Source organism: Streptomyces pacificus (assembly GCF_011766325.1).
GTDB lineage: Bacteria > Actinomycetota > Actinomycetes > Streptomycetales > Streptomycetaceae > Streptomyces > Streptomyces pacificus.
Genome location: NZ_BLLG01000002.1, coordinates 546131 through 571930 on the forward strand (window position 1 = coordinate 546131; position 25800 = coordinate 571930).

Below are 25800 nucleotides of genomic sequence, written 5' to 3' on the forward strand. Positions count from 1 at the left end.
TGCGGTCGCGGCCGCCTACGCCGCCGCGAACCGCGCCAGCGGCACCCGCACCCGCACCCGCACCGAATCAGGTCAGCGCCTTCGCAGCACCGCGCCGCCCTGCAGCCGGGCGGGCCTCCTGCCGGGCCAGCCCGGCGACGGCCGCCAGGAGCAGCGCGGTCCCCGCCACCGTCGCCGACGTCAGCCGTTCGTTCAACGCGACCACCGCCAGGACCGCCGCACTCACCGGCTCCAAAAGCATGATCACCGATACCGTCGCAGCGCGGACGCCCGCCGCCCCCGCGAAATACAGCGCGTAGGCCAGCGCCGTCGGCACCGCGGCCACGTACACCAGCAGGCCCAGCACCCGCAGCGGTTCGGCGGTGTGCGGCAGCAGACCCTCCGCGAGGGCCGGCGGCAGCAATCCCACGGCACCGACCACGAAGGTCCACATGGCCGTCGACAGGGGATCGGGACCCGCCCCGCCCCGGCCCAGCCGGCGGGTGATCAGGGTGACGGCCGCGTAGCCCGCCGCCGAGACGAGCGCGAGCACCACGCCCAGCGGCCGTACCGTGCCGCTCCCGTCGGCCATGACCAGCACCAGGAGCCCGGTCAGCGCTCCGGCGACGGCGGAGAGACCGCCGCGGCCGAGGCGTTCCCCCAGGGTGACCCTGGCGCCGAGGGCGATCAGTACGGGACCGGCCCCCAGGGTGATGACCGTGCCCACCGCGAGACCGGTCTGCTCGACGGCAGCGAAATAGGCGCTTTGGAAGACGGTCAGACAGGTGCCGGTGGCGAGAATCCGCCATACCCTGCGGCGGCGCGGCTCGGACCCGGCGGGGACGGCGGCACCGGTGCGGGCGGCCCGGCGCCGGCGTAGCGCGAGTGCGCCGGCGAGCAGCAGCAGGCCGCCCAGGCAGCGCCAGAAGGACAGGGCGAGCGGTCCCAGGTCGCTGGCCTCGAAGACCAGGGAGGCGGCCGCTCCTGCGGTGCCCCAGGCCACACCGGCCACGACGAGGTAGCACAGGCTGCGCCCGACGGGCAGGCCGACGGCGGCAGCCGGTGAAGGATTCGACACGTGAGTGACTCCGTGCTGAGTGTCCGGGAGTCGATCCCGGAGGCCCGTCCCTCGAAGGGTGGGGAGCGCGTCCCACGGCGGGCCGGAAGACAGGTCGGCCGCTGGACTCCACACACGGGCAGCGACGAGCCGTCCGGGGGACACCACACCCCGGACCCGGTCTTCGTCAGCGGAGAGCCGCCCGCGCTACGCGGCGGGCGGCGGCAGAACGGTCGAATGCATGATCGGCACCCTAGACGGTCGCCCGCTCGGTCGCCAAGTCGCCCTCGCCCGCAACGGGCCCGATGCCGGTGCCGCCCGCCGCCGGTCCACCCGCCACCGGTCCGGCTGCGGCCTTCGGCCCGGACGCGGCCCTTGGCGTGGACGCGGCCTTCGGCGTGGACGACTGGGCGATGAACGCGCCGACGAGCACCACGGCGCCGCCGACGATCTGGGGCGCGGAGAGATGCTCGTGGAGCAGCACCCAGGCCAGCACCGTCGCGATCACGGCCTCCAGGCACGCGACGACTCCGGCGACCTGGGGCGAGAGCCTGCGCACCGCCACGACGCCGGTGACATAGGCGAGGACGGTGGCCACCAGCACCACCCAGCCGACCAGCACGACCGCGGGAACGACGGTGCCGGCCACCGCCGCGCCGCCGCCGAGCACCTGCCAGTCCGCCTCCCACGGCCGGGCGACCACCGTGAGCACGAGTGCGCCGATGAGCAGTCCGTACGCGATGACGCCGAACGGGTCGGCCGCGTCGTCCCCGTCAGCGCCCTGGCCGGCCAGGACGAAGTAGCCGACCTGGCAGCAGGCAGCCCCGAGCGCCAGCAGCACACCGATCGGGTCGAAGCCGAGCCCGGACCAGACCTCGACGACGCAGGCGAGTCCGCCGACGGCGAGGACGACACCGACGGCGGCCGCGCGGGTGACCGGCCGGCGCTGGACGAAGCGGACCCAGAGGAGGAGGAGGGCGGGGCCCAGATACTCGATGAGCAGTGCCACGCCGACCGGAATGCGGGAGATCGCGGCGAAGTAGCAGGCCTGGACACCGGCGACCGCGAGCATTCCGAAGCCGGCGAGCAGCGCGGGCTTGCGGATCAGCAGGTCGCGGTGGCGCCAGGCGACCGGAAGCATGACGAGGGCGGCACCGGCCACCCGGATCCACACCACATGCAGAGGGTCGAGCCCTGCCTCGATGAGCGGCTTCGCCGCCACACCGGAACCACCGAAGGCGAACGCCGAGGCCAAGGCCAGTCCCAGCCCGGCGTTCCTTTCCCGAGACGCGTGCATCGGCACATCATGGCAGTCCGCGTCAGGAGCGTCACATCCATGACACCTGTTGAGACAGCTCACCCCGGTCCGGTCGGCCGCGCGGGACCGGGCCACGGCAGACGCGGTCTCCAGAGACCGACGTCACGTTCGCCGGGCCGCGGACTCGGACCGGCGGCCCTGCACGCCGCCGGTCCCCACGCGGGCGGAGTTCAGCCACTCGCCGTCGCACCCTGCCCAAGCGCCCATGGCCACAGACCCGGCCCCACCGCCCCACGGTCCTCACCGAGCCCGGGCCCACCGAGCGGACCGGAGCCCGGCAGCACCACACCCCGACGGGCCCGGGCGATTCCACCGGGCGCGGGTCCCGCCGGCCCGCGCTCCGCGGAGGAGAATCGCCCCCGCACCGCCCCGGGCCCGTCGCGGCCGCACCGCGCACCGGTCGGCGCCGGTCCCTGGCCTTCCGGCCGCACCCCGCCCGCGCCCTGCCCGCCGGAGCCGCTGGCCGGACGCCCGCACCACCATGCGAAAAGCGGCACGGGTGCAGCGGGTTGGCAGCCGCCCGAGGCCGGACCGCGCACCACCGGCCCCCGGCGGCCCTCGCAGGCCCGGAGCGACCCGCGCCAGCCGACGTCACTCACTGTCAGTCCTCGTCGGCCAGGATCAGGTACAGCTTCTTGCGCGCCTCACTGATCACCGTGACCGCCTTCTGCCGCTGGTCCGCATTGCCCGTCTTCCAGACCTGGCCGAAGGCCTCCATGAGCCCGAATCCGGCCTGCCGGACCTCGTTCACAGAGTCCCAGTCGATCCCCCGGCCGGCTTCCTCCCAGGGTGCGTCGGAGACCGACTCGACCTCCGCGCGCCCGGCGTCGGTGAGGGTGAAGAGCTTCTTGCCGCCGTCGCTCTCGCTGGCGATCAGCCCCTCGTCCTCCAGCAGCTGGAGTGTGGGATAGACCGAGCCGGGGCTGGGCTTCCAGGCCCCGCCGCTGCGCTCGCCGATCTCCTGGATCATCTCGTATCCGTGCATCGGGCGGTCCTTCAGCAGGGCGAGGATCGAGGCCCGCACATCACCGCGGCGCGCCCTCCCCCGGCCCCGGCCCCGGCCACCGCCCCACGGGGGCCCGCCGAACGCGGGCCCGAACGGGCCGAAGGCGGCCCGGCGCCCCTCGTACTCACCCCGGACTCGATGGCCCGGTCCGCCGTGGCTCCCCCCGGGTCCCGATCCGAAGCCGTGTCCATGTGTACGCATCGCTACGCTCCTTCCATCGTTGATCCGTCGCGATGCTTCGACGATATATCGGAATACGTCGCATGGCAACCACCGATCGGTCCCCGCTTGACCTGTGCCGGTGAACGTTGATCGATTGCCGACGAAGGGCGATCAACTGATTTCTGCGCCCGCCAGGGCCGAACACCTGTGGGTTTGCGACAGTGGAGGATGACCGCCGGTGGCTGTCCTGTCTCATCGAAGGTCGAGCGCGGCGTGTTCGGCCGTCGTCGGCCTCGGGCGCATCGCCAGCTTCTTGTCACAGGCGCGTGGTTGGGTGGCCTCATCCTTGAAGGAGGACCACGTGACCGATCTCAAAGCGGAGCTGCACGGCAAGCTGCGTGCAGGACGGGCCGGTCTGCTCTCCAAGCTGGAGGGACTCACCGAATACGACATGCGCCGGCCCATGACGCCCTCCGCTACAAACCTGCTGGGCTTGGTCAAGCATCTGGCCGGCCTTGAGTACGGATACCTCGGCGAACCGTTCGACCGGCCGGCACCGGAGCCGCTGGCCTGGGTCGAGGACGGTTCGATCTGGGAAGGCGCAGACATGTGGGCCAGGCCCGATGAGTCCAGCAACTACCTCATCGGGCTCTATCAACGCGCCTGCGCCCATGCCGACCGGACCATCACGGATCTCGCACTCGAAACCCCGGGCCAGGTGACGCACTGGCCCGAAGACCGCCGGGCCACCACCTTGGGGGTGCTGCTCGTTCGCATGGTCTCCGAGACTGCCCAGCATGCTGGGCACGCCGATGTCCTGCGAGAGCTCATCGACGGCAAAGCCGGACCAGATCACGGCGACTTCGGCGACGACGCCACGTGGCAGCAGTATCACGCCCGTATCCAGGCGGCGGCCGACACTCACCGCGCTCAAGAGCCGTTGAAACCGCCCAAACTTCAATGAGACGAAGCACTGGGCTACCTCGACCTCCTCGACCTGGTGCTGTCCGAGGAACTCGCCGTCCGAGGCGACCGCCGCTTCCGCAGCGGACTGCGCACCTCGAAAGCTGCCGCACCACAAGGGACAGGTGTTCGCAGACGAAGCCCTCGCCACCGCGATCCTCGACCGCCCCTGCACCGCTGCGAAGTGATCTGCATCACCCGCGACCTGGGCCCTGTCGCTCGCCTGCGTCCCCGATGACGCAAGTGGCGCACTTCCCCCCGATCTCCCTGTATACCGGGGCCCGCCTCGCTAGCCCGCTCGCAGCGCGGCGAGGAGTCTGGACCGCAGGAGCTGCGCGGCCGGGGAGTGCTGACCTCGGCGGATGACGAGTCCGAGCCGGGCGTGCGTGGGCGCGTCGGTGAGCGGGATGGCCCGCAGTCCGGCACCTTCCGTGGAGGACGCGGTGAGAACGGCAACGCCGGCGCCGCGCTCGGCGAGGCGGAGCAGGGTGGCAGGAGAACTGGCGTCGATGTCCGCACGCGGGCCGAGCCCGATCCTGCGGCAGGAGTCCTCGTAGGCGGCGCGGATGCCGGTGCCTGCGGAGAGGCAGAGAATCCTCTCGCCCCGCAGGTCACCGAGGCGGAGTTCCGGCCGGTCGAGGGGATGTCCGGCAGGGACGGCCGCGGTGAGGGGTTCGTCGGTGACGATGCTCTCCTCCAGGCCGGGGGCGACGCCGCCCGCATAGCCGATCAGGGCGAGGTCGAGAGAGCCGGTGAGGACCCGGGCCTGGAGGTCGTCGGAGGAGCCCTCGTGCAGGCTGACCTCGATGCCGGGGTGGGTGCGGCCGAGGTCGGCGACGGTGTCGAGGAAGGCCGGGATAGAGCAGCCCATGATCATGCCGAGACGGACCCGGCCGCGGACGGCATCGGCGAACTCGGCGGCGGCGTGCTTGATGGCCTCGAGCGTGGCGAGGGCGTTCTTCGCCAGGGGGAGAACGGCCTCACCGGCCGGGGTGAGGCGGATGTGGCGGCCGGAGCGGTCGAGCAGCCGCTGGCCCAGCTCGGACTCCAGCTTGGCCACTTGGGTGCTGATGCCGGACTGGCTGACGTGCAGGCGACGGGCGGCGGCGGTGAACGTGCCCTCGTCCACGATCGCGGCGAAGTAGCGCAACTGATGCATCTCCATATCTGTTGATGATAGATGTCATCTGATCCATCTGTTGGACGGATGAAACCGATGTCTGAAGGATGGAGGCATGACGACAAGGACTGCGCGAGAGCTTGCCGAGACCTACTTCACCGCCTGGGAGGCCGGCGACTTCGATACCGTGCGGGGGGTGCTGGCCGAGAATGTCGACTTCGTCGGAGCTCTGGGAACGGCGTCGGGGGTCGAGGAGGCGCTCGCCGGGTTGAAGGGGCTCGGTCAGGTGCTGGAGAAGATCGACGTGAAGGCGCGGGTGGCGGAAGGCGGCGAAGTGATCACCTGGTTCGACCTGTGCACAAGCCTTGCGCCGCCGACCCCGACAGCGAACTGGATGCGCGTGGAGGGCGGGAAGGTCACCCGGATCCGGGTGACCTTCGATCCCCGGGCGCTCCTGGCGGGACTCGAGACGCAGCACTGAACGAGGAAGACTTGGGCACCCTGTTGATCGAGACTCGACACCTGCCTCAGCCTCCCCGTTTCGCTTCACGCGGCTGAGCTGGTCGATCAGTGGGAAACGGTGTCTTCGGCCGCAGGCGGCCGGGCGAGCAGGTCGAGGGCCCTGGGGCCGCGGTCCCGGCCGGCGCCTAGGGTCGTCGGCATGCGGATTCGAATCGTGGACGCCTTCACCGACCGTCCCTTCAGGGGCAATCCCGCGGCGGTGCTGCTGCTCGGCACCGGCGCCTTTCCCGACGACGGCTGGCTCCAGCACGTGGCGACGGAGATGAACCTGTCGGAGACTGCCTTCGCCCACCCGCTGCCCGCGGGCGGCGAGGCGGACTGGGCGCTGCGCTGGTTCACCCCGGCCGCCGAGGTGGACATGTGCGGACATGCGACCCTCGCCACGGCCCATGTCCTGCACAGCACCGGAGCAGCGAGCGGCACTGTGCGGTTCGCCGCCCGCTGCGGGATCCTGAGGGCGAGCGCGCACCAGAACGGCGCCATCACACTGGACTTCCCGGTGTCGTCCCTGGCCGAGGTGGACGCACCCGGCGGCATCGCCGAGGCGCTCGGGGCCGCTCCGCTCTCGGCCCTGGACACCTCCGAGCACGTCGGCGACCTCCTGGTCGAACTCGCCGACGAGGCGGCCGTGCGAGGGCTGCGGCCCGACATCCGGGCCCTGGCCGCGCACTCGCGGCGCGGGATCATCGCCACGGCGGCGGCGGACCCGGACAGCGGGTACGACTACGTCTCGCGCTGCTTCTTCCCGAACGTCGGCATCGACGAGGATCCGGTCACCGGGAGCGCGCACACCGCCCTCGCACCGTTCTGGTCAGCCCGGCTGGGGCGCCCGGAGCTGACCGGGCTGCAGGCCTCACGCCGGTCCGGGCTGGTGCGGACGGCACTGCGCGGCGACCGTGTCCTGCTCACCGGCGCAGCGGTGACGGTCGTCGACGGCGAACTGCTCGCCCGCCCCTGACCGGAACGCGGCGAGGCCCGGTGCCGCCCGGTCCGGGCGGCACCGGGCCTCGCCGGCCGCGCGGGAGGGGTGCGGATTCCGCAGGCCTTCGGCGCCCGCCGGACCGCCGCTCACCGGACCGGGCCCGCCGAACCGCGCCCCAGGGGGCCGGGCTCATGCGGTGGGGAGCCAGCCCACCCTCCCCGCCAGCAGTCCGTAGCCCACGAAGGCGACGATGTCGAGAAACGCGTGGGCGGCCACCAGGGGGCCCACCCGGCCCCAGCGGCGGTACAGCAGCACGAAGACCACGCCCATCACCATGTTGCCGACGAAACCGCCGACCCCCTGGTAGAGGTGGTACGAGCCGCGGAGCACCGAGCTGGCGGCGAGGGCGCCCAGCGGGCTCCAGCCCAACTGGTCCAGCCTGCGCAGCAGATACCCGACGACGATGACCTCCTCGACCACGGAGTTCTGCACGGCGGAGAGCACGAGGACCGGGTACTTCCACCAGACGTCGGGAAGCGACTCCGGGACCACCGTGAGGTTCGCCCCCATGGCCCTGACCAGCAGGTAGAACGCAAGTCCCGTACTGCCGATACCGGCTGCCAGCAGCGCACCGCGCCGCAGGTCGGGCCACTTCCTGGTGCGGTCGAAGCCGATGGCCCTCAGCCCGCAGGCGCCCTCCCTCAGCAGCAGATGGGCGACGAGGACGACCGGCACCAGCGCCGTCGCGATCCCGAACAGCTGCCAGGCCAGGTCGAGCCACGGCCGGCCCGGCGCGTAGGAGCTGTTGAGATTCGCGGCCTGTTCCCCGAGGCCGCCGGGCTTCGTCAGCGCCCCGGTGAAGCTGATGAGCGACGACGCCGCGCTCGCGCCCAGGGAGAGCGCCAGGACGATCAGGGTCTCGGACCTGAGGATCCCGCGCGGCAGCCCCTCTCCCGGTACCGGTCCCGGTACCCGTCCCGCCTCAGCCCGCACACTGCCTCCCGTTCGCCTCGGCCCCGCCGTCACAGCTTGCCCGACCGCGGGGCCGGGGTCGAAACCGGGGACCGTGAGGGGGCGCTCAGTCCCCCGGCCCCGGCGGCCAGGTGTGCACGGGTTCGTCCGCGTGCATCAGGGCGCTGTAGCGGCGGGTGACCGCGGCGAGGGCGGCCCGCCGGTCGAGCCCGCCGTCCAGGGCCCGGTGGAACGCGTCGACCTGCCATGACGCGCCGTTCACCCGGCGCCGGCAGCGGCCCTCGATGACACCCAGGTAGAAGTCGCGGTCCGCGGGTGCCACGTTCCACGACTCCAGCCCGGCCGCGGCGAGCGGCAGCAGCTCGTCCCGTACGAGCTTGACCACGGGAACACGGGTCAGGACGCCGCCCCGGCCGGGGCGGGGCCATTCCAGCTCGGCCTCGATGCCGTGGCGGCAGGCGTGCCCGAAGTTCGCGGCGGCGGTCTCGAACGGCATCCTGGTCCACAGCGGCCGCGGCTCCTCCGCGAGTGCCCGCACGAGCCCGTAGTAGAAGGCCGCGTTGGCCACGACGTCGGTGACGGTGGGGCCGGCGGGGAGCACCCGGTTCTCCACGCGCAGATGGGGCACCCCGTCCGCGAGGCCGTAGACGGGCCGGTTCCAGCGGTAGACCGTGCCGTTGTGCAGGACGAGTTCCTGGAGCCGGGGCACACCTCCGCCGTCGAGCACCCGCAGCGGTTCCTCCTCGTCGCAGATCGGCAGCAGGGCCGGGAAGTAGCGCAGGTTCTCCTCGAAGAGTTCGTAGGCGGAGCCCACCCATCGCTCGCCGAACCAGGTCCTGGGCCGCACCCCCTGGGCCTGGAGTTCCGGCGGCCGGGTGTCCGTGGCCTGCTGGAACAGCGGGGGCCTGGACTCCCGCCAGAGCTCCTTGCCGAAGAGGAACGGGGAGTTCGCCCCGACGGCGATCTGGACCGCAGCCACGGCCTGGGCCGCGTTCCACACCCGGGCGAACCTCCCCGGGGTGACCTGGAGGTGCAGCTGCACCGACGTGCAGGCGGCCTCCGGGGCGATCGAGGACGAGGTGCAGCTGAGGCGCTCGACGCCTGCGATGTCGAGGGTGAAGTCCTCGCCTCGGGCGGCGACGATCTGGTCGTTCAGGAGGACGTAGCGGTCGGCGTCCGACAGGTTCGCGGAGACCAGGTCACCGGCGTCGAGGGTCGGCAGGATTCCGATCATCACGATCCCGGCGTCGACCTCGGCGGCTTTGCGATGGGCATATCCCAGGCCGGTGCGCAGCTCCTCGGCAAGCTGGTCGAGAACCCTTCCTCCGAGCCTGTGCGGCGCTATGTTGACCTCGAGGTTGAACATTCCCAGCTCGGTCTGGAAATCACGGCTGGCAATCCGGTCGAGAACCTCGGCGTTCATCATCCGGGGCAGCCCGTCGGAACCCGCGAGGTTCAGTTCGATCTCCAGCCCCACCAAATTCCGGGGGCGGTCGAACCTCTTCTCGGCCAGGAGTCTCCCGAGTCCCGCCAGGCACTGCTGGAGCTTTCTCCGGTACCTTTGCCGATCGGACAGGTCGAATCCGCCTGCCACGACCTTCTCCCCCATCGAAGGGTCCCTCCTCCAGTGGGCAGTCCGCGGCCGGGCTGCTCGTGTCACGGACGATGATGCCCAGATGAAGAGATCCGTAACGTCCCGTATCGGGACCGGGGAACCGGTAGTCTGGGGCGGCGCGGGCGCGGCACATTCCATCGGCATGGCGCAGTGCGCATTTACCAGTTCCGTCTAGGTGGTGAACATCTCCGACGAGATTCGGCCGTGCACTCCCCGGGTAACACGCCAGGTGGCGGCATGATTTTCAGGTATTCCCTCCCGGAATCCCGCGGGAAAAAGGCCGGATTCCGCCTTGTCCACAATACAGGGGGCGGCTAGCGGAAACGCCGAGTGAACGTGTGTCGTATAAACTCACGCGGACGAGGCAGAAAGTCGGCACCCGGCCAGAAGAATCCAGCCCCCTCAGCTCGGGCCCACGCCGACGCAGCCGCCCGCACCCTCCCCCGCATCACCCTGTCTCTTGAGTGAGAGGCGACCCACCATGCCCCTGCATGTCCCCCCGGCTCCCGCACCCGCACTGCGCAGCGTCCTCGCGGCCCTCGGCTCCCCCTCCGCGGTGCGCGAGGCCCGCACCCCCTCCCTTCGATCCGCCCAGGGACCGGTGACCGCCGAACTCCCGCTTCCCGTACACGTCCTGGACCAGGTGGTGCCGCACGGCGACCGCAGGCCGCGCACCCGGCTGGCGGGCTGGCGGTTTCTGATCCGCTGCGGCGACCGCGCGGTCGCCGCAGCGGACACCATGCTCACCCCCGACGGCTGGGCCTTCTCGCACTTCTTCGAGGGCCCGTACATCACGTCGACCGGACTGGCCCTGCAACAGGCCGAGGCACTGCCCGGCGACCACCATCCGCGGCTGCTGTCCGTCCCCGAGCTGTACATGCTCACGCTCTGGCTGCGCGGTGGCCGCGAGACGGACCCGGCGACGGGCGAACCGGCGGCCGCCGACCTGCTCGTCCCGCTCGCTCCCGCACCCCCGGGAATCGCCGCCCACCGGCCGCACCGGGTCGCCGATCTGCTGCCGGTCATGACGTCGAGGGTCGCGCCCGTCCCGCTGCTCGGGTTCCCGGCCTGAGCCGAGTCACCGAACGCCGATGCCCCGTGGCGCCGTGTCACGGGGCATGTTCATGACCCTAATGGACTAGCCCGCTCCGGCCAGAGCGAACCATCCGAAGGGATGGTGCGGTCGAACCGAACCGCCCACCGGGGTGATGCGTCATTCACCGGTAGGACGAGCTGCCGCGAAATCCCTGCGGAATCGACACCCGTGGGGCAACACTGGGATCGACGACGAACAGATACGGGGGGCGGCCATGAGCACCGCATCGAGCCGCAGGACACTCACCACATCGCAGCGAAAGAACCCACCCATGTGCCAGCACCAGCCACCGTGCCCGACAGCAGACTCCGCCGACCGGGAGGCCGCCCGCCTCGCGGCACACCATCCGGAGCAGGGCTGGAGCCTGCTGTGCAACGGCGTGGTGCTCTTCGAGGACACGGGCGAACTGCTCCCGGACGGGCAGATCATCGCTCCGCACCGGCCGGTGCGTATCGTGACGGCGGCCTGAGACACGCCGTCTGTCCGGCGCGGACACCGGGGCCGTCCGGCTGAGGCTCCCGACCCGCGCCCGCGCACCTCTGCGCCCAGGCCGCGAGGGCCGGCTCGGCGAGTCCGCCGAGCCGGCCCTCGCGCGTTCCCCTGCCGTGCCGAGGGGCGGCAGTGGTGCGGCCCGGTGCCGCCCACCCGCCGTGCCGACCGTCGCGGCGGCTCGCGACGTTGCCTGAGACGCCCCGCGGGCTTGGCGGGGAACCACGGTGGTGCTCCCCCGCAGTTCCTCAGCCCTCGTACTCGTCCAGCGGCGGGCAGGAGCAGACCAGGTTGCGGTCGCCGAAGGCTCCGTCGATCCGCCGCACCGGCGGCCAGTACTTGTCCGCCGCCTGAACTCCGGCCGGGAAGACGGCCTCCTCGCGGCTGTAGGCGTGCTCCCAGCCGCCGCCGAGCACGGCCGCGGTGTGCGGGGCGTTCCGCAGCGGGTTGTCCTCGGCGGGCCACTCGCCCGAGGAGATCTTCTCGATCTCGGCGCGGATAGCGATCATCGCGTCGCAGAACCGGTCGATCTCGGTCAGGTCCTCGCTCTCGGTGGGCTCGATCATCAGCGTGCCGGCCACCGGGAACGACATCGTCGGCGCATGGAAGCCGTAGTCGATGAGGCGCTTGGCGACATCGTCCACGCTCACACCGGTCGCCTTCGACAGCGGCCGCAGGTCGACGATGCACTCGTGGGCGACGAGGCCGGCCGGGCCGGTGTACAGGACCGGGTAGTGCGGCTCGAGGCGCCTGGCGATGTAGTTAGCCGCGAGTACCGCGACCTGGGTGGCGCGCTTCAGGCCCTCGCCGCCCATCAGCCTGACGTACGCCCACGAGATCGGCAGGATGCCGGCGGAGCCCCACGGGGCTGCCGAGACCGGACCGACACCCGTACCGGGCCCGGCGGTGGGCTGGAGCGGGTGGTTCGGCAGATACGGCGCCAGGTGCTCGCGGACGGCCACCGGGCCGACGCCGGGACCACCGCCGCCGTGCGGGATGCAGAACGTCTTGTGCAGGTTGAGGTGCGACACATCGCCGCCGAACTCACCGGGCTTCGCCAGCCCGACCAGGGCGTTCAGGTTGGCGCCGTCGACGTACACCTGGCCGCCGGCCTCGTGCACCCGGGCGCAGATATCGGCGACGTGCTCCTCGAACACACCGTGCGTCGACGGGTAGGTGATCATGAGGACGGCCAGCTCACCGCGGTGCCGCTCGATCTTGGCACGCAGGTCCTCGACATCGACCTCGCCGTCGTCGGCGGTCTTCACGACGACGACCCTCATGCCGGCCATCACCGCGCTGGCGGCGTTGGTGCCGTGGGCGGAGGACGGGATGAGGCAGACGGTGCGCTGCTCGTCGCCGTTGGCGCGGTGGTAGGCGCGGACCGCGAGGAGACCCGCCAGTTCGCCCTGGGATCCGGCGTTCGGCTGGAGGGAGACCCTGTCGTAGCCGGTGACCTCGGCGAGGCGCTCCTCCAGCTCGTGGATCAGGGTCAGATAGCCCTCGGCCTGCTCCACCGGCGCGAAGGGGTGGATCTGGGCGAACCCCGGCCAGGTGACCGGCTCCATCTCGGTGGTCGCGTTGAGCTTCATCGTGCAGGAGCCGAGCGGGATCATGCCCCGGTCCAGGGCGTAGTCGCGGTCGGCCAGCCGGCGCAGGTAGCGGAGCATCGCCGTCTCCGAGCGGTGCGCGTGGAAGACCGGGTGGGCGAGGTAGTCGTCCTCGCGCAGCAGCGCAGCCGGCAGGGCGTCCGCGACCGCCGCGTCGAGTGCCTCGATGTCGCCCTCGACGCCGAAGGCCGCCCAGACTGCGGACACCTGGGCCCGCAGGGTGGTCTCGTCGCAGGAGACCGACACATGGTCGGCGTCGACGAGGCGCAGGTTGACGCCGCCTTCGCGGGCCGCGGCCACGACCCCGGCCGCCCTGCCCGGGACACGCGCGGTCAGCGTGTCGAAGAACGTGCCGTGCACCAGCCCGATGCCACCGGCGCGCAGCCCCTCGGCGAGGATCGCGGCGTAGCGGTGGGTGCGGCGGGCGATCGTGCGCAGGCCCTCGGGGCCGTGGTAGACGGCGTACATCCCGGCCATGACGGCGAGGAGCACCTGGGCGGTGCAGATGTTGCTGGTGGCCTTCTCGCGGCGGATGTGCTGCTCGCGGGTCTGCAGCGCGAGGCGGTACGCCTTCCCGCCGTCGGCGTCGACGGACACCCCGACGAGCCGGCCGGGCAGGCTGCGGGCGTGCTTCTGCCGGACGGCCATGTAGCCGGCGTGCGGTCCGCCGAAGCCCATGGGGACTCCGAAGCGCTGGGTGGTGCCGACGGCGATGTCCGCGCCGAGCTCGCCGGGCGGGGTGAGCAGGGTCAGCGCGAGCAGGTCGGCGGCGACGGTGACGATCGCGCCGAGCTCGTGCGCCTGGTCGACGACCGGCCTGATGTCGCGGACGGCACCGGAGGCGCCCGGGTACTGGAGCAGGACGCCGAAGACTCCGCGCTCGGCGATCTCCGCGGGGATGCCGGCGGCGAGGTCGGCCACGACCACCTCGACGCCGGCCGGTTCGGCCCGGGTCTCGATCACGGCGATGGTCTGCGGCAGCGCGTCGGCGTCCACCAGGAAGACGCCGTTTCCGACCTTGCCGACGCGCCGGGACAGCGCCATGGCCTCCGCGGCGGCTGTGCCCTCGTCGAGCAGCGAGGCGCCGGACGTGGGCAGCCCGGTCAGGTCGGCGACCATGGTCTGGAAGTTGAGCAGCGCCTCCAGACGGCCCTGCGAGATCTCCGGCTGGTACGGCGTGTACGCGGTGTACCAGGCCGGGTTCTCCATCACGTTCCGCAGGATGACCGGCGGGGTGAAGGTCCCGTGGTAGCCGAGGCCGATCATCGGGGCGAGCACCCGGTTGCGTTCGGCGAGGCCGCGGAGCTCGGCGAGCACCTCGGCCTCGGTGCGCGCCCCGGGCAGCCCGAGGGCCTCGGCGTTCTTGATCACGTCCGGCACGGCGGCGGCGGTCAGCTCGTCCAGCGAGCCGTAGCCGACCTGCGCCAGCATCTTCGCCTGGGCTCCGGTGTCGGGCCCGATGTGGCGCTGCTCGAAGGGGGTGCCTCGCTCCAGTCGGGAGAGCGGAATGCGGTTGGCGGTCATTGCGGAGGCCTCCTGGTCGTGACGACCTGCGAGGGGCACCACGGCGCGGGTGCCCGGACGGCCTCCCCCTCTGTCATCTCAACCTGAGAGCTTCACCGGCGCGCCCGCGGGCGCGCCGGCTTTCACCGTCGGTGAGAGCGGATGCCGTCCGGACGCCCGCCCTGCTTTCCAGAGTGACCTCATCCGCGCGGTACGGGGGCCTGAGAGATTCCGGGGAGGATTTGCTCCTTCGGCGGCTCCGGCTTTCACCGGGGCACTCTCCCGCACGGGGTCAGCGGCCGCTGCCAGCGTACCAGCGCGGCCTCACCCGGGACTTTCGAGTGGACGGCGCCCGGGATGTGCCCTTTCGTAGTGTTCAGCGACCCCACGGTGTTCAGCGAACCCGTGCGACCTGTTGGAGGGACCGTGCAGAGCGACATCGATCCGCGCAGCCTGATCGGCCGCAAGGCGTTCGACCGCAACGGCACCAGGGTCGGCACCGTGGACGAGGTGTACCTCGACGACGCGACGGGCGTCCCCGAATGGGCGGCCGTGCGCACCGGCCTGTTCAGCCGGGACGCCTTCGTCCCGCTCGAGACCAGCGAGCTGGTGGACGACGGCCTGCACATACCCTTCGAACGAACGCTGATCAGGGATGCGCCCGACTTCGGGGTCGGCCGCCACCTCTCGCCCGAGCAGGAACTGCAGCTCTACCACCACTACGGCCTCGACCTGCCGTCAGCACCCGAGCAGCCCACCGCCCCACCGTCCCCCGACGGCGAGGCTCAGGGCCCGGGATCGGGCACCGGGCCCTCCGGGGAGCGGGGCCTCGGGCGGCTCGCGGGTCACGACGACTGATTCTCCGGCGGCCTCAGCAGCGGCAGCGGATCGGAAGGCTGCAGGGCCGGATCGTCCACGGCGAACGTCCGCACCCGGCCCGGCACGGGGGACCACGGTTCCTCGAAGCGGACGGTGACCCTCCCGAGCCCGCTTCCCTGGACCCAGCCGGCCCCGTGGTCGGCATGCCGCACGTCCTGGCCGGCGGCCCAGTGCCGCTCGGCCGGCCGCCGGATCCCCCCGGACCGCGGCTGCTCCCCGGCGGACCGCAGCCGCAGGGACGCGCCGGCCTCCGGGTGCTCCTCGTGCCGGCCCCCCGCCGCGACCTGCGCGAAGAGGTCCTCCTGCGTGTAGTCGGCCAGGCCGCTCACCCCCACGCCGAGCAGCCGCACCCCGCCCGTGGTGTCCACCGCCTCCAGCAGCCGGGCCGCCGCCTCCCGCACCACCGCGGGGTCGTCGGTGGGCCCGCGCAGCGTCTCCGACCTGGTCAGCGTCGAGAAGTCGAATCGCCGCACCTTCAGCACGATCGTCCGCCCCGAGTGCCCGGAGGCGCGCAGCCGGCGCACACAGCGGTCCGCCAGCCGCTCCACCTCGATCCGGATGCGGACCCGGTCGTGCAGGTCCACATCGAAGGTGTCCTCCACCGAGACGGACTTGGCGTCCCGTTCGGCCACCACCGGGCGGTCGTCCCGGCCCATCGCCATCCGGAAGACCGCACCTCCGTGCGCCCTGCCCAGCAGCCTGACGAGTTCGGCCTCGCCCGCCTCGGCCAGTTCCGCCACCGTGGTCATGCCCGCCCGCCGCAGATGCTCGCCCGTCGCCGGTCCCACTCCGGGCAGCGTCCGCACCGGCATCGGCCCCAGCAGCTCCCGCTCGGTGCCGGGCTCGATGAGCACCAGCCCGTCCGGTTTGGCCTGCTCCGAGGCGATCTTCGCCAGCATCTTGGAGCCCGCCAGTCCCACCGAAGCCGTCAGTCCGGTGGCTGTCAGGATGTCCCTGCGCAGCCGCTCACCGGCCTCCCGGGCCGAGCGGGGGTTGTCGGCCGCCCCACCCGCCTCCAGATCCACGAAGGCCTCGTCCAGGCTCAGCGGCTCCACCAGCGGCGAGAGCAGTCCCAGCAGCTCCATCACCTGGTCGCTGACCGTCCGGTAGAGCGGGAAGCGCGGCACCAGGTACGCGGCGTTCGGGCACAGCCGGCGCGCCTGCGCCATGGGCATCGCGGAGTGCACACCGAACCGTCTCGCCTCGTAGGAGGCGGTGGCGACCACCCCGCGGGGCCCCAGACCGCCGACGACGACCGGTTTTCCGCGCAGGCTCGGTTTCGCCGCCTGTTCCGCTGCGGCGAAGAACGCATCCATGTCCAGATGCAGAAGGGTGGGCGCGGGTCTCACGGCATCGATGCTGCCCTACCGCACCGACAATCGCCCGCACGCGCGTACGAGCCGGTGGGGAGGTTCAGCCGGCGCGTTCGCGGCGGCGCCTGGCCAGCTCGTCGCCCGGGTCGTGGCCGATCAGCGTCTCACCGGTGTCGACACGCTCCCCGTGCAGCTGCGAGAGCGCCGTCTCGACGTCCCGCCACACCACACCGACCGCGATCCCGAACACGCCCTGCCCGCCCTGGAGGAGATCCACGACCTCGTCAGGCGACGCGCACTCGTACACGGTCGCACCGTCACTCATCAGGGTCATCCGCTCAAGGTCCGCGAAGCCCCGGGCGCGCAGATGCCGCACCGTCGCCCGGATGTTCTGCAGGGCGACCCCCGTGTCCAGAAAGCGCTTGACGATCTTGAGGACGACGACGTCCCGAAAGCTGTAGAGGCGCTGGGAGCCCGATCCATGCGCGGTCCGCACACTGGGTTCGACCAGTCCGGTCCGCGCCCAGTAGTCGAGCTGCCGGTAGGTGATACCCGCCGCCGCGCACGCGGTGGGCCCCCGGTAACCCACGGTCTCGGGCGTCGCGTCGGGTTGCGCACCGTCGTGAAGCGCATACGCCAGGCCCTCCGCGGGGCCGCGCCCGTGAGAACCCGCCGCCGTACCGTCGCCGCTGCTTCTCACGCCGACCTCCGTCCTTGACCTGCTTTCTCGACGGTAGGCAGTTGCCGGGGGCGCGTCAACGATCGCCACACTCGGCACGCCGAGTGATAATCACCCTGAGAGTGGTTTCGCGTGCCCCTTCTCGGGGAAAAGCTGGCCGAATATCCCGCGAGGCGCCGTCCCGGCCGGGCTCGCGGTCCGGATGCGGCATCACGCGTCCGGACCGACCGCCGCACCGGGCCGCGGCTCACCGGCCGTTCGCGGATCACTGACTGCTGGAGCCGAAGTCCTCAGGCGAGATCTGGTCGAGGAACTCGCGGAACTTCTCGACCTCGTCCTCCTGCTCGTCGGGGATCGCGATGCCGGCGTCGTCCAACACGCCGTCGCTGCCGTAGATCGGCGTACCGGTGCGCAGCGCCAGCGCTATGGCGTCGGACGGCCTGGCGCTGACCTCCACACCGCTGGCGAAGACCAGCTCCGCGTAGAAGACCCCCTCCCGCAGATCCGTGATCCGCACCTCGGTGAGCTCCTGCCCGACGGCCTCCAGCACGTCCTTGAACAGGTCATGGGTCAGCGGCCTGGCCGGCGCCATCCCCTGCTGAGCAAAGGCGATCGCGGTCGCCTCACCCGGTCCGATCCAGATGGGGAGATACCGATCGCCTCCCACTTCACGCAGGAGCACGATCGGCTGGTTGGAGGGCATTTCCACCCGGACACCCACAACGTCGAGCTCGTTCACACAGCAACCCTAGGACGTGCCCGGCAGGTTTGGGTAGTCGGGTTCGGCCGAGATCGGACCGATCCACCCCGCCGTCAGGGCAGACGCACCCCCAGCGCGGATTGCACCAGCGCGGAGTGCAGCCGGACGGAGAGCTCCGCCAGCTCCCTCGCGGTCGCCTCGGCATGCGCTCTGGTCTGCGGATTGCGGTGCCTGCGCAGCGGTGCGACCACTTGTTCGACCAGACCGGCGTCACGGTCGGCGGCAGCCTTCATCGCGCGCAGATGCCTCGGCTCCAGACCGAATCTGCCCAGGTCGGCGATCAGTCTGGCCACCGTCACCGACTCGGCCTCGTAGCAGGAGTCCGCCGAGGGGGTGATCAGGCCGTAGGCCTCCCACTCCCCGAGCCTCTCCTCGGTCACTTCCGCGGCCGCCAGCAGCTCCGCCCGTCCGACGCGCGCCGCCGTGGGCCCCTCGGGGAGATACTCGCCCGCCCCACCGGAGGCTCCCACCGGTCCGCCCCGGTGCGGACTCGAAGGCCCCTGGGACGGGAGCGGGGGCCGCTCCCCGCGCGCCAGGGCGTCGAGGTGCTCCCGGATGATCTTCAGCGGCAGGTAGTGGTCCCGCTGCATACGGAGGACCTGCGCGAGCCGCTCGACGTCCCCGGGGCTGAACTTTCGGTAGCCGGACGGTGTGCGCCGCGGCTCGACGAGCCCCTCGGCCTCCAGGAACCGGATCTTGGAAATGGTGACCTCGGGAAACTCCTCCCGCAACTGGTTCAGCACCGAGCCGATGCTGACCAGCCTGTCACCACCGGCGGTGCCGTGGCCGGCACCGTCCGCCGGAGTTCGCCGCATGGACGCCCCTGAGTCAGATGCCCCGCTGGTTCGCGTAGAAGACCAGCCGGTACTTGCCGATCTGAACTTCGTCACCGTTCGCCAGAACGACCGAGTCGATCGGCTCGCGGTTGACGTATGTGCCGTTGAGGCTGCCGACGTCCGTGACGGTGAAGCTGCCGTCGGCCGCTCTGCGGAACTCCACATGACGGCGCGAGACGGTGAAGTCGTCGAGGAAGATATCGCTCTGCGGGTGGCGGCCCGCCGTCGTCAGTTCACTGTCCAGGAGGAAGCGGCTTCCCGCGTTGGGCCCGCGCCGCACCACGAGCAGGGCCGAGCCCAGCGGGAGGGCTTCGACGGCCGCCTGGGCCTCCGACGAGAGCGAGGGGAGGGGCGTCTGCCCCGTGGCCTCCGCCTCGTAGGCCTCGATTCCCGAGATGGAGATCGTCGAGGTCGTCTCCGAAGCACGCTCCGCCGGACCTCCGGACCGCAGCGGCGCGCCGCAGTGGGAGCAGAAGCGGCTGGTCTCGGCATTGCGGTTGCCGCATCGCGCACACACCGGCATGGACGGGTCCTCCTGCCGCGGCTGCCCCGCGGGGGCATGGGATGCATACGGGTCGGGCGTAAACCCTCCACCCGTACTCGAGGTTGACGATTCCCCGAAACCTATGCGCCCGGGACCGGCAGGGTCAACAGCAGACGCGCCCTGACCGCCGGGAATGTCACCGTCGGCGACCTCATCCCGGAAGAGCGGGCGCTCGCCGCTCTGCTCCGTCTCCTGGCCGTGGCGCGGTGCGCGGTGACGGGCGGCGCCGCCCTCCTCGCGTGCGCTCTTGCCGAACAACTTCCCAAACAACTTCACGGGCGATTCCCCTTGACCGAAACAGACCCGCCCGTGGGGCAGGAACCCTGAACGAAAAAACCTGCCGACCCGGACATCCTCACAACGTCCGTAGCCTCCGGACAGTTTCCACCACGTAGCACTCCCACGATGCGCCGACCCCCCGCAACCCCTTGTCCATCTCCGGCTTCCCCAGCACGGCAACGGCTCACCGGGAGGACGACCGAGCGTAGTCAGGCCCCTCCACGGGTCGCAAGGCATCCACGACGATCTTCTCAGAGCTGGTCACCGTGACGGTGGCCTGCTCCTTCTCCAGGGTCTGCACCACGCCCCCGGGAATGTTCAGCGCAGGCTCGAGGTCCTGCGGCCTGCCGATGACCTTGAACCGGTAAGGGGCACCGATCTTCCTGCCGTCCACCTGGATAGAGCCTCCGCCGTCGGAGAAGTAGGAGTCTGCGACGACCCTCACCCCGTTGACCTGGATGGCCTCGGCCCCCGCGGCACGGAGCTCCTGGATCGCGTCGAGCAGCATGTCCGACTCGACCGCCCCGGCCCCGTCGCCGATGCTCAGCGTGATGCCCGGGCCCTGCGCAGCCACGGTACCGGCGAGGATACCCAGCTGCCGCTCCTTCTCCTGCGTCTGCCTGCGCGCCTCCTCGGCCTGGTCCGAACTGGTCTCCAGCTCGGTCCGCTGCTCCTCGAGCCGCTGCCTCTCGTCCTCCAGACGCTTGGTGCGGTCGTCCAGTTCATCGAGGATTCGCACGAGGTCCTCCTGGCGTGCGCCGCGCAGGGCGCTGCTGTCGCTCGTCGACCGGACCTGGATCGCCAGGCCGAGCCCCAGGACGAAGAGCAGCAGGGCCACCACGAGTTGGGCACGCGAGAAGCGGGGCGGCCAAAGGCCGGCCGCCAGTCGCTGCCGCCCCGTCAGCTGCGGCTCGCCGCGGGGCCGGTCCACCGGGGGCGCCTCCTCGGCGGATGCCTCCCTGCCTCGCCCGTCGCCGGAGTCCGGCTCCTTCGCCGCCGCCCCGGCCCCTTCAGCCCGCTGAGCCGCCCCGGCCCGTGGAGTTCCCTCCGCGCGTTCCCGCCCGTCGGTTCCCGGTGCCTTGGGCCGCGCACCGCCCTTCGCCGGCCCGACGGGCGGCGCCTGGGCCGGGGCGGTCAGCCTGCCCGGCCCGGGCGGCGGGGCCCCCGGGCCGGCGGCGTGCACCGCGGGCAGCGACTCGTGCGGCCGCCGGGGCGGCGTCACGTCCGGTGTCCGGTCGTCAGCCGTCCCCGGCACCCCGTCCTGGGAGCCGGGCGATTCACGCGGGGTCCTGTCGTCGCTCATCGGCCTCACGCCCGGAACACATGGCGGCGGATCGCGGCCGCGTTGGAGAAGATCCGGATGCCGAGGACGACCACCACTCCCGTGGACAGCTGTGCACCGACGCCCAGCTTGTCGCCGAGGAAGACGATCAGAGCGGCCACGACGACGTTCGACAGAAACGAGACGACGAAGACCTTGTCGACGAAGATCCCGTCGAGCATGGCCCGCAGACCGCCGAACACCGCGTCGAGGGCCGCGACGACGGCGATCGGGAGGTAGGGCTCGACCACGGCCGGTACCTCGGGGCGGAGCAGCAGTCCCGCCACGACTCCCAAGACCAGGCCCAGTACGGCGATCACAATGTGCCCTTCCTCTTCCCTGTTTCTGCCGTGCCCTGACCGGTGCCACCGGCGGTCCTCGGCTGTGCGGTTCGTACGATCAGGCTCGGTGCGGCCGGCAGACGCACCTCCGCCTGGGAGGAGACACTGCTCCGAACCCCGAAGTTCTCCTGCAGCGCATGGAGGTACTGGCCGTCCGCGCTGTCCTGGAAGGCGGTGCTCAGCCTCTTGCCGTCCCCGATGGCGAGTACCGTGTACGGCGGCACCAGCGGCTTGTTGTCGACGAGTATGGCGTCACCGGCGGCCCTGATCGCGGACAGGGCAGTCAGCCGCTGCCCGTTGATCGCGACGGCCTCCGCACCGGACTCCCACAGTCCGTTGACGACGCGCTGCATGTCCCGGTCGCGGACCCGGCCGGTGTCGGAGAAGCCTCCGCTCTCCCGCGGACCCCCGCCGCCGGCCTCGCTGCCCTTCGCGTCGTCGACGACGAGCTTGATCCCCGGCCCGGTCACCTCGGTCGCACCGGAGAGCAGGGCCACGAGTGGTTCCCGGTCCCCTCCCTGGTGCTGGAGCGCCCTGCGCTGCCGTTCGCCGACTTCCCCGCGAAGCCGGTCGACGGTTCGCTCCAACTCGTCGGCTGCCGCGGTCTCGGCCTCGATACGGTCGATCAGCTCATCACGTTCCTTCGCCACGACGGGTGCCGATATCCGCGCCTGAGCCGCTCCGAGAGTGACCACCAGAGCCGCCAGCACCAGCCCGGCCGCGAGCCACAGCTTGGCGCGCAAAGTCTGGGGCGGCGGCCCGCCCTTCGTCGCCCTGCGCGCAGCCGCCTGCGCGTAGCCGTCGTCGAGACTGTGGTCCATGACGTCGTTCAGCAGCGACATGGACGCGTCGGGACGCGGCGGCGCGGCGGTCCTGGGATCGGGGGGCTGCTGCGGCATGCCGCACATCGTCGCACGTCGCGACCGCTACCGCCGAATGGCCCCACGGCTGTGCCGGGAAGCGCACCGTCCCACTTCCCGGCACACCGCGGTCAGTTCACCCGCGCCTTCCCTACGTGGCCGTGTCACCTGCGCCTTCCACGACCACGGACCACTCACCGAGGAGTGCCTGGGCGGATGCGTCGTCGGGGCCCTCGGCCCACAGATGGGTGACGGCCTCGGACGGGTCGGGCAGCACCAGCACCCAGCGGCCGTCCGCCTCCACCACGCGGACACCGTCGGTGGTGTCCACGGAGCGGTCGCCGGCGGCCTCGACGACCCGGCGCATCACCAGGCCCTTGACCGCCCATGGCGTCGCGATGTCCTGGCGGAGCACATGGGCCCTCGGAATGCGGGCGTCGATCTGACTGAGCGTGAGCTGGGTGCGCGCCACCAGCCCGAGGAGCCTGACGAACGCCGCCGGTCCGTCGAAGACGCTGCTGAACTCCGGGACGATGAAACCACCGCGGCCGTCGCCGCCGAAGATGGTCGGCTCCTCGCGGCACACCCGGGTGAGATCGTCGGGGGACGTGGTCGTCCACTCCACCTGGGTACCGTGGTAGGCGGCGACCTGCTCGGCGATCCGGGTCGTCGTCACCGGCAGCGCCACCTTGCCGCTGCGTCGTTCCGCGGCCACCAGGTCGAGCATGACGAGGAGCGCCCGGTCGTCCTCCACGATCCGGCCGCGCTCGTCGACGAAGGACAGCCGTTCGCCGACGGGGTCGAAACGCACGCCGAAGGCGGCACGTGCGGACGCCACGATCTCGCCGAGTCGCACCAGCCCCTGGCGGCGCTGCTCGACCGTCTCGGTCGGCCGCGACTCGTCGAGCCCGGGGTTGATCGTCAGCGCGTCCACGCCCAGTCTGCCGAGCAGGCTCGGCAGCACGAGACCGGCGCTGCCGTTCGACGCGTCGATGACGACCTTGAGCCCGGCCTCGGCGATCCCGCTGGTGTCGACGTTGCGCAGCAGCGAGCCCGTGTACGAGTCGTAGATGCTCGCCGGGAAGGAGAGGTCTCCGACCTCTCCGGGGAAGGCACGCCGGTACTCCTGGCGCGCGTACACGCGGTCGAGCTTGCGCTGGCCGCCCTGCGACAGGTCGGCGCCCCGTTCGTCGAGGAACATGATGTCGACCGAGTCGGGCACACCGGGAGAGGTCCGGATCATGATGCCGCCGGCGCTGCCTCGTGCCGTCTGCTGCCGAGCGACCGGGAGGGGCACGTTCTCCAGGTCCCGGACGTCGATGGCACTGGCCTGGAGTGCGGAGATCACCGCTCGCTTCAGGGCACGTGCGCCCCTGGAGTGGTCACGGGCCGTGGTGACCGTCGCTCCCTTCTTGAGGGTGGTGGCGTAGGCCCCCGCGAGTCTGACGGCCAGTTCCGGCGTGATCTCGACATTGAGGATTCCCGAGACGCCGCGGGCCCCGAAGAGATGCGCCTGACCGCGCGACTCCCAGATCACCGAGGTGTTGACGAAGGCCCCGGCCTCGATCGTCTTGAACGGGTAGATCCGCACATTGCCCTGGACGATGGACTCCTCGCCGATCAGGCACTCGTCACCGATGACGGCGCCGTCCTCGATCCGCACGGCGCGCATGATGTCGGTGTTCTTGCCGACCACGCAGCCGCGCAGATTGCTGTGCGGGCCGACGTAGACGTTGTCGTGGACGACGGCCCGGTGCAGGAACGCACCCGACTTCACGACCACGTTGGACCCGACCACGGTGTGCTCGCGGAGCTCAGCGTCCGCTTCGACCTTGGCGTAGTCGCCCACATAGAGGGGGCCTCTCAGCACAGCGTCCGGATGGACCTCCGCGCCCTCGGCGACCCAGACACCGGGCGAGATCTCGAAGCCGTCGATCTCCACGTCGACCTTGCCCTCGAGAACGTCGGCCTGGGCCTTCACATAGCTCTCGTGTGTGCCGACATCCTCCCAGTAGCCCTCGGCGACATAGCCGTAGATCGGCTTGCCTTCCTTCATCAGCTGCGGGAACACGTCACCGGACCAGTCGACGGGGACATCGGCCTCGACGTAGTCGAAGACCTCGGGCTCCATCACATAGATGCCGGTGTTCACGGTGTCCGAGAACACCTGGCCCCAGGTGGGCTTCTCCAGGAACCGCTCGACCTTTCCCTGTTCGTCCACGATCGTGATGCCGAATTCGAGGGGGTTCGGCACCCGGGTCAGGCACACGGTGACGAGCGCGCCCTTCTCCTTGTGGAACCTGACAAGGTCCGACAGGTCGAAGTCGGTGAGCGCGTCTCCGGAAATGACGAGAAACGCATCGTCCTTCAGCGCCTCTTCCGCGTTCTTCACGCTGCCCGCGGTCCCGAGCGGCTTCTCCTCGTGCGCGTAGGTGAGCTCCATCCCCAGCTCTTCCCCGTCGCCGAAGTAGTTCTTGACGAGGGAGGCGAGGAACTGGACGGTCACGACCGTCTCAGTAAGCCCGTGCCGCTTGAGCAGGCGCAGCACATGCTCCATGATCGGCCTGTTGACCACCGGCAGCAGTGGCTTGGGCATGCTCGAGGTCATGGGGCGAAGCCGGGTTCCTTCGCCACCAGCCATCACGACGGCCTTCATGTCGGAAGCGTCCTCCTTGAAGAGACGACGGTCCAGCCGACTTCACCCGTCCGGGCAGGCCCCTCTCCAGTTCTCATGCGGACCGGTGGGACTCTGCACGGCTGTGTGCTTACGGCTCAATCGGCCACGGCGTCAGCTTTGACGAGTCGGCGGACCTGGACCACATAGAGGATCCCTGCCCACCAGTACAGGGTTGTACCCCACCCTGCGAACGCCCATCCGAAAACTTTGGCGAGTGACGCGAGCCACCCGTCTCCGTCGCTGAGCAGCAGGAGCGGGAACGCATACATCAAGTTGAAGGTAGCCGCCTTGCCCAGAAAGTTCACCTGGGGAGGCGGATAGCCGTGCCGGCGCAGGATTCCCACCATCACGAGCAGCATCAGATCCCGGGCCAGAAGTACCACGGTCAACCAAAGGGGCAGGATGCCCCGCCAGGTCAGGCCCACGAGGGTGGAAAGGATGTAGAGACGGTCCGCAGCGGGGTCGAGGATCCGGCCAAGGCTGCTGATCTGGTTCCACCGTCGGGCGAGCTTCCCGTCCAGATAGTCGCTGACGCCGCTCAGCGCGAGCACGAGAAGCGCCCAGCCGTCGGCCCTCGGTCCGCCGAACTCGGGCAGGAGGATCAGCCACAGGAACAGCGGGACTCCGAGCAGGCGAGCCATGCTGAGGATGTTGGGGACGGTGAGTACCCGGTCGGTCTGAACACGGGTCTCCTGGACCTCCACCCGGGGGCCTCCTGCCGAACGTACCAACGATGCCCCCTGACCCTACCTTCAGCGGGAAGGGCCGTGTACGCAGGGGTAACGGTCGATCGTCCGCCATGTCCGGTAATCCGGCCGGAACGCGGAAAAGCCCCGGGCCGTAAGGCCCGGGGCTTCCCCACAACAATCGTTCGGCGGTGTCCTACTCTCCCACAGGGTCCCCCCTGCAGTACCATCGGCGCTGAAAGGCTTAGCTTCCGGGTTCGGAATGTAACCGGGCGTTTCCCTCACGCTATG

Annotated in this window: 23 protein-coding genes, 1 rRNA gene, 1 pseudogene and 1 riboswitch; of the genes and pseudogenes, 7 read left to right on the forward strand and 18 right to left on the reverse strand. The window is 71.0% G+C overall.

The window, feature by feature from the left end:
• Positions 1 to 67: 67 nt before the first annotated feature.
• From SCWH03_RS05075 to SCWH03_RS05085, 3 genes are all read right to left on the reverse strand, one after another.
• Complete coding sequence (locus SCWH03_RS05075) at positions 68 to 1057, reverse strand: DMT family transporter (RefSeq protein WP_173262395.1); 990 nt, start codon at positions 1055 to 1057, stop codon at positions 68 to 70.
• Positions 1058 to 1289: 232 nt separating this feature from the next.
• Positions 1290 to 2333, reverse strand: coding sequence for an EamA family transporter (locus SCWH03_RS05080; protein ID WP_173262398.1), 1044 nt, complete (start codon positions 2331 to 2333; stop codon positions 1290 to 1292).
• Positions 2334 to 2955: 622 nt separating this feature from the next.
• On the reverse strand, positions 2956 to 3561 hold the full coding sequence (locus SCWH03_RS05085) for a PadR family transcriptional regulator (RefSeq protein ID WP_173262401.1): 606 nt from the start codon (positions 3559 to 3561) through the stop codon (positions 2956 to 2958).
• Between the two features lie 322 nt (positions 3562 to 3883).
• On the opposite strand from SCWH03_RS05085, the gene SCWH03_RS05090 reads away from it, so the two are divergent.
• Positions 3884 to 4486 (forward strand): DinB family protein, encoded by a 603-nt coding sequence (locus SCWH03_RS05090; RefSeq protein WP_173262404.1) that lies wholly within the window; start codon positions 3884 to 3886, stop codon positions 4484 to 4486.
• 9 nt (positions 4487 to 4495) lie between these two features.
• Positions 4496 to 4604 (forward strand): annotated as a pseudogene (locus tag SCWH03_RS29815) (ATP-binding protein); the annotation flags it as partial.
• A gap of 170 nt (positions 4605 to 4774) precedes the next feature.
• Here SCWH03_RS29815 and SCWH03_RS05095 read toward each other — a convergent pair.
• Complete coding sequence (locus tag SCWH03_RS05095; RefSeq protein ID WP_173262407.1) at positions 4775 to 5650, reverse strand: LysR family transcriptional regulator; 876 nt, start codon at positions 5648 to 5650, stop codon at positions 4775 to 4777.
• Positions 5651 to 5720: 70 nt separating this feature from the next.
• Between SCWH03_RS05095 and SCWH03_RS05100 the strand changes: the two genes are divergently transcribed.
• Together SCWH03_RS05100 and SCWH03_RS05105 are read left to right on the forward strand one after the other, a co-directional pair.
• A complete protein-coding gene (locus tag SCWH03_RS05100; RefSeq protein ID WP_173262409.1) occupies positions 5721 to 6086 on the forward strand; it encodes a nuclear transport factor 2 family protein in 366 nt (121 codons plus the stop codon).
• Positions 6087 to 6266: 180 nt separating this feature from the next.
• The gene (locus tag SCWH03_RS05105; protein ID WP_173262412.1) at positions 6267 to 7085 is read left to right on the forward strand and encodes a PhzF family phenazine biosynthesis protein; all 819 of its coding nucleotides are present in this window, start codon (positions 6267 to 6269) and stop codon (positions 7083 to 7085) included.
• A gap of 153 nt (positions 7086 to 7238) precedes the next feature.
• Here SCWH03_RS05105 and SCWH03_RS05110 read toward each other — a convergent pair whose 3' ends face one another.
• Together SCWH03_RS05110 and SCWH03_RS05115 are read right to left on the reverse strand one after the other, a co-directional pair.
• Complete coding sequence (locus SCWH03_RS05110; RefSeq protein WP_173262415.1) at positions 7239 to 8042, reverse strand: CPBP family intramembrane glutamic endopeptidase; 804 nt, start codon at positions 8040 to 8042, stop codon at positions 7239 to 7241.
• A gap of 85 nt (positions 8043 to 8127) precedes the next feature.
• Entirely contained in the window at positions 8128 to 9630 is a 1503-nt protein-coding gene (locus SCWH03_RS05115) for a glutamate-cysteine ligase family protein (RefSeq protein ID WP_173262418.1), read from the reverse strand.
• A 487-nt stretch (positions 9631 to 10117) separates the two neighbouring features.
• Here SCWH03_RS05115 and SCWH03_RS05120 point away from each other — a divergent pair, with 487 nt between their 5' ends.
• Together SCWH03_RS05120 and SCWH03_RS05125 are read left to right on the forward strand one after the other, a co-directional pair.
• Positions 10118 to 10708 (forward strand): hypothetical protein, encoded by a 591-nt coding sequence (locus SCWH03_RS05120; RefSeq protein ID WP_173262421.1) that lies wholly within the window; start codon positions 10118 to 10120, stop codon positions 10706 to 10708.
• 295 nt (positions 10709 to 11003) lie between these two features.
• Positions 11004 to 11201 carry a DUF5999 family protein gene (locus SCWH03_RS05125; RefSeq protein WP_173262424.1) on the forward strand — a complete coding sequence of 66 codons (198 nt, stop codon included), beginning with the start codon at positions 11004 to 11006 and terminating at the stop codon, positions 11199 to 11201.
• Between the two features lie 268 nt (positions 11202 to 11469).
• Here SCWH03_RS05125 and gcvP read toward each other — a convergent pair whose 3' ends face one another.
• Positions 11470 to 14355: an aminomethyl-transferring glycine dehydrogenase gene (gcvP, locus tag SCWH03_RS05130; protein ID WP_173262427.1), complete on the reverse strand. Its 2886-nt coding sequence runs from the start codon at positions 14353 to 14355 to the stop codon at positions 11470 to 11472.
• A gap of 178 nt (positions 14356 to 14533) precedes the next feature.
• Positions 14534 to 14629, reverse strand: a riboswitch (glycine riboswitch).
• Positions 14630 to 14760: 131 nt separating this feature from the next.
• On the opposite strand from gcvP, the gene SCWH03_RS05135 reads away from it, so the two are divergent.
• Positions 14761 to 15192 carry a PRC-barrel domain-containing protein gene (locus tag SCWH03_RS05135; protein ID WP_173262430.1) on the forward strand — a complete coding sequence of 144 codons (432 nt, stop codon included), beginning with the start codon at positions 14761 to 14763 and terminating at the stop codon, positions 15190 to 15192.
• On the opposite strand, the gene SCWH03_RS05140 is transcribed toward SCWH03_RS05135, so the two are convergent.
• From SCWH03_RS05140 to rrf, 11 genes are all read right to left on the reverse strand, one after another.
• On the reverse strand, positions 15180 to 16562 hold the full coding sequence (locus SCWH03_RS05140) for a DNA polymerase IV (protein WP_173262433.1): 1383 nt from the start codon (positions 16560 to 16562) through the stop codon (positions 15180 to 15182). The two genes, SCWH03_RS05135 and SCWH03_RS05140, sit on opposite strands and share 13 nt — an antisense overlap.
• A gap of 64 nt (positions 16563 to 16626) precedes the next feature.
• Positions 16627 to 17226, reverse strand: coding sequence for a MerR family transcriptional regulator (locus SCWH03_RS05145; RefSeq protein WP_173262436.1), 600 nt, complete (start codon positions 17224 to 17226; stop codon positions 16627 to 16629).
• 244 nt (positions 17227 to 17470) lie between these two features.
• Positions 17471 to 17944, reverse strand: a complete 474-nt coding sequence (locus tag SCWH03_RS05150) for a bifunctional nuclease family protein (protein ID WP_026281837.1) — start codon at positions 17942 to 17944, stop codon at positions 17471 to 17473.
• A 74-nt stretch (positions 17945 to 18018) separates the two neighbouring features.
• Complete coding sequence (gene ftsR, locus SCWH03_RS05155) at positions 18019 to 18780, reverse strand: transcriptional regulator FtsR (RefSeq protein ID WP_173262439.1); 762 nt, start codon at positions 18778 to 18780, stop codon at positions 18019 to 18021.
• Between the two features lie 13 nt (positions 18781 to 18793).
• Positions 18794 to 19726, reverse strand: a complete 933-nt coding sequence (locus tag SCWH03_RS05160) for an FHA domain-containing protein (RefSeq protein ID WP_216854718.1) — start codon at positions 19724 to 19726, stop codon at positions 18794 to 18796.
• 82 nt (positions 19727 to 19808) lie between these two features.
• Positions 19809 to 20927 (reverse strand): DUF881 domain-containing protein, encoded by a 1119-nt coding sequence (locus SCWH03_RS05165; RefSeq protein ID WP_371872610.1) that lies wholly within the window; start codon positions 20925 to 20927, stop codon positions 19809 to 19811.
• 5 nt (positions 20928 to 20932) lie between these two features.
• Positions 20933 to 21265 carry a small basic family protein gene (locus tag SCWH03_RS05170; protein ID WP_017948521.1) on the reverse strand — a complete coding sequence of 111 codons (333 nt, stop codon included), beginning with the start codon at positions 21263 to 21265 and terminating at the stop codon, positions 20933 to 20935.
• Positions 21262 to 22185, reverse strand: a complete 924-nt coding sequence (locus tag SCWH03_RS05175; protein ID WP_173262445.1) for a DUF881 domain-containing protein — start codon at positions 22183 to 22185, stop codon at positions 21262 to 21264. Before SCWH03_RS05175 ends, SCWH03_RS05170 begins: the two co-directional genes overlap by 4 nt.
• A 112-nt stretch (positions 22186 to 22297) precedes the next feature.
• Entirely contained in the window at positions 22298 to 24802 is a 2505-nt protein-coding gene (locus tag SCWH03_RS05180; protein WP_173262448.1) for a mannose-1-phosphate guanyltransferase, read from the reverse strand.
• Between the two features lie 116 nt (positions 24803 to 24918).
• Positions 24919 to 25527 (reverse strand): cardiolipin synthase ClsA, encoded by a 609-nt coding sequence (clsA, locus tag SCWH03_RS05185; RefSeq protein WP_173262589.1) that lies wholly within the window; start codon positions 25525 to 25527, stop codon positions 24919 to 24921.
• A gap of 165 nt (positions 25528 to 25692) precedes the next feature.
• A 5S ribosomal RNA gene (gene rrf, locus SCWH03_RS05190) occupies positions 25693 to 25800 on the reverse strand; the annotation flags it as partial.

What these genes read in the sequence shown, in the direction of transcription:
- SCWH03_RS05105 (WP_173262412.1), top strand. Translation starts at nt 6,267, where the DNA reads ATGCGGATTCGAATCGTGGACGCCTTCACCGACCGTCCCTTCAGGGGC.
- SCWH03_RS05120 (WP_173262421.1), top strand. Translation starts at nt 10,118, where the DNA reads ATGCCCCTGCATGTCCCCCCGGCTCCCGCACCCGCACTGCGCAGCGTC.
- gcvP (WP_173262427.1), bottom strand. Translation starts at nt 14,355, where the DNA reads ATGACCGCCAACCGCATTCCGCTCTCCCGACTGGAGCGAGGCACCCCC.
- SCWH03_RS05180 (WP_173262448.1), bottom strand. Translation starts at nt 24,802, where the DNA reads ATGAAGGCCGTCGTGATGGCTGGTGGCGAAGGAACCCGGCTTCGCCCC.
- SCWH03_RS05115 (WP_173262418.1), bottom strand. Translation starts at nt 9,630, where the DNA reads ATGGGGGAGAAGGTCGTGGCAGGCGGATTCGACCTGTCCGATCGGCAA.
- ftsR (WP_173262439.1), bottom strand. Translation starts at nt 18,780, where the DNA reads ATGCGGCGAACTCCGGCGGACGGTGCCGGCCACGGCACCGCCGGTGGT.
- SCWH03_RS05175 (WP_173262445.1), bottom strand. Translation starts at nt 22,185, where the DNA reads ATGCCGCAGCAGCCCCCCGATCCCAGGACCGCCGCGCCGCCGCGTCCC.
- SCWH03_RS05080 (WP_173262398.1), bottom strand. Translation starts at nt 2,333, where the DNA reads ATGCACGCGTCTCGGGAAAGGAACGCCGGGCTGGGACTGGCCTTGGCC.
- SCWH03_RS05125 (WP_173262424.1), top strand. Translation starts at nt 11,004, where the DNA reads ATGTGCCAGCACCAGCCACCGTGCCCGACAGCAGACTCCGCCGACCGG.
- SCWH03_RS05085 (WP_173262401.1), bottom strand. Translation starts at nt 3,561, where the DNA reads ATGCGTACACATGGACACGGCTTCGGATCGGGACCCGGGGGGAGCCAC.
- SCWH03_RS05100 (WP_173262409.1), top strand. Translation starts at nt 5,721, where the DNA reads ATGACGACAAGGACTGCGCGAGAGCTTGCCGAGACCTACTTCACCGCC.
- SCWH03_RS05095 (WP_173262407.1), bottom strand. Translation starts at nt 5,650, where the DNA reads ATGGAGATGCATCAGTTGCGCTACTTCGCCGCGATCGTGGACGAGGGC.
- SCWH03_RS05165 (WP_371872610.1), bottom strand. Translation starts at nt 20,927, where the DNA reads ATGAGCGACGACAGGACCCCGCGTGAATCGCCCGGCTCCCAGGACGGG.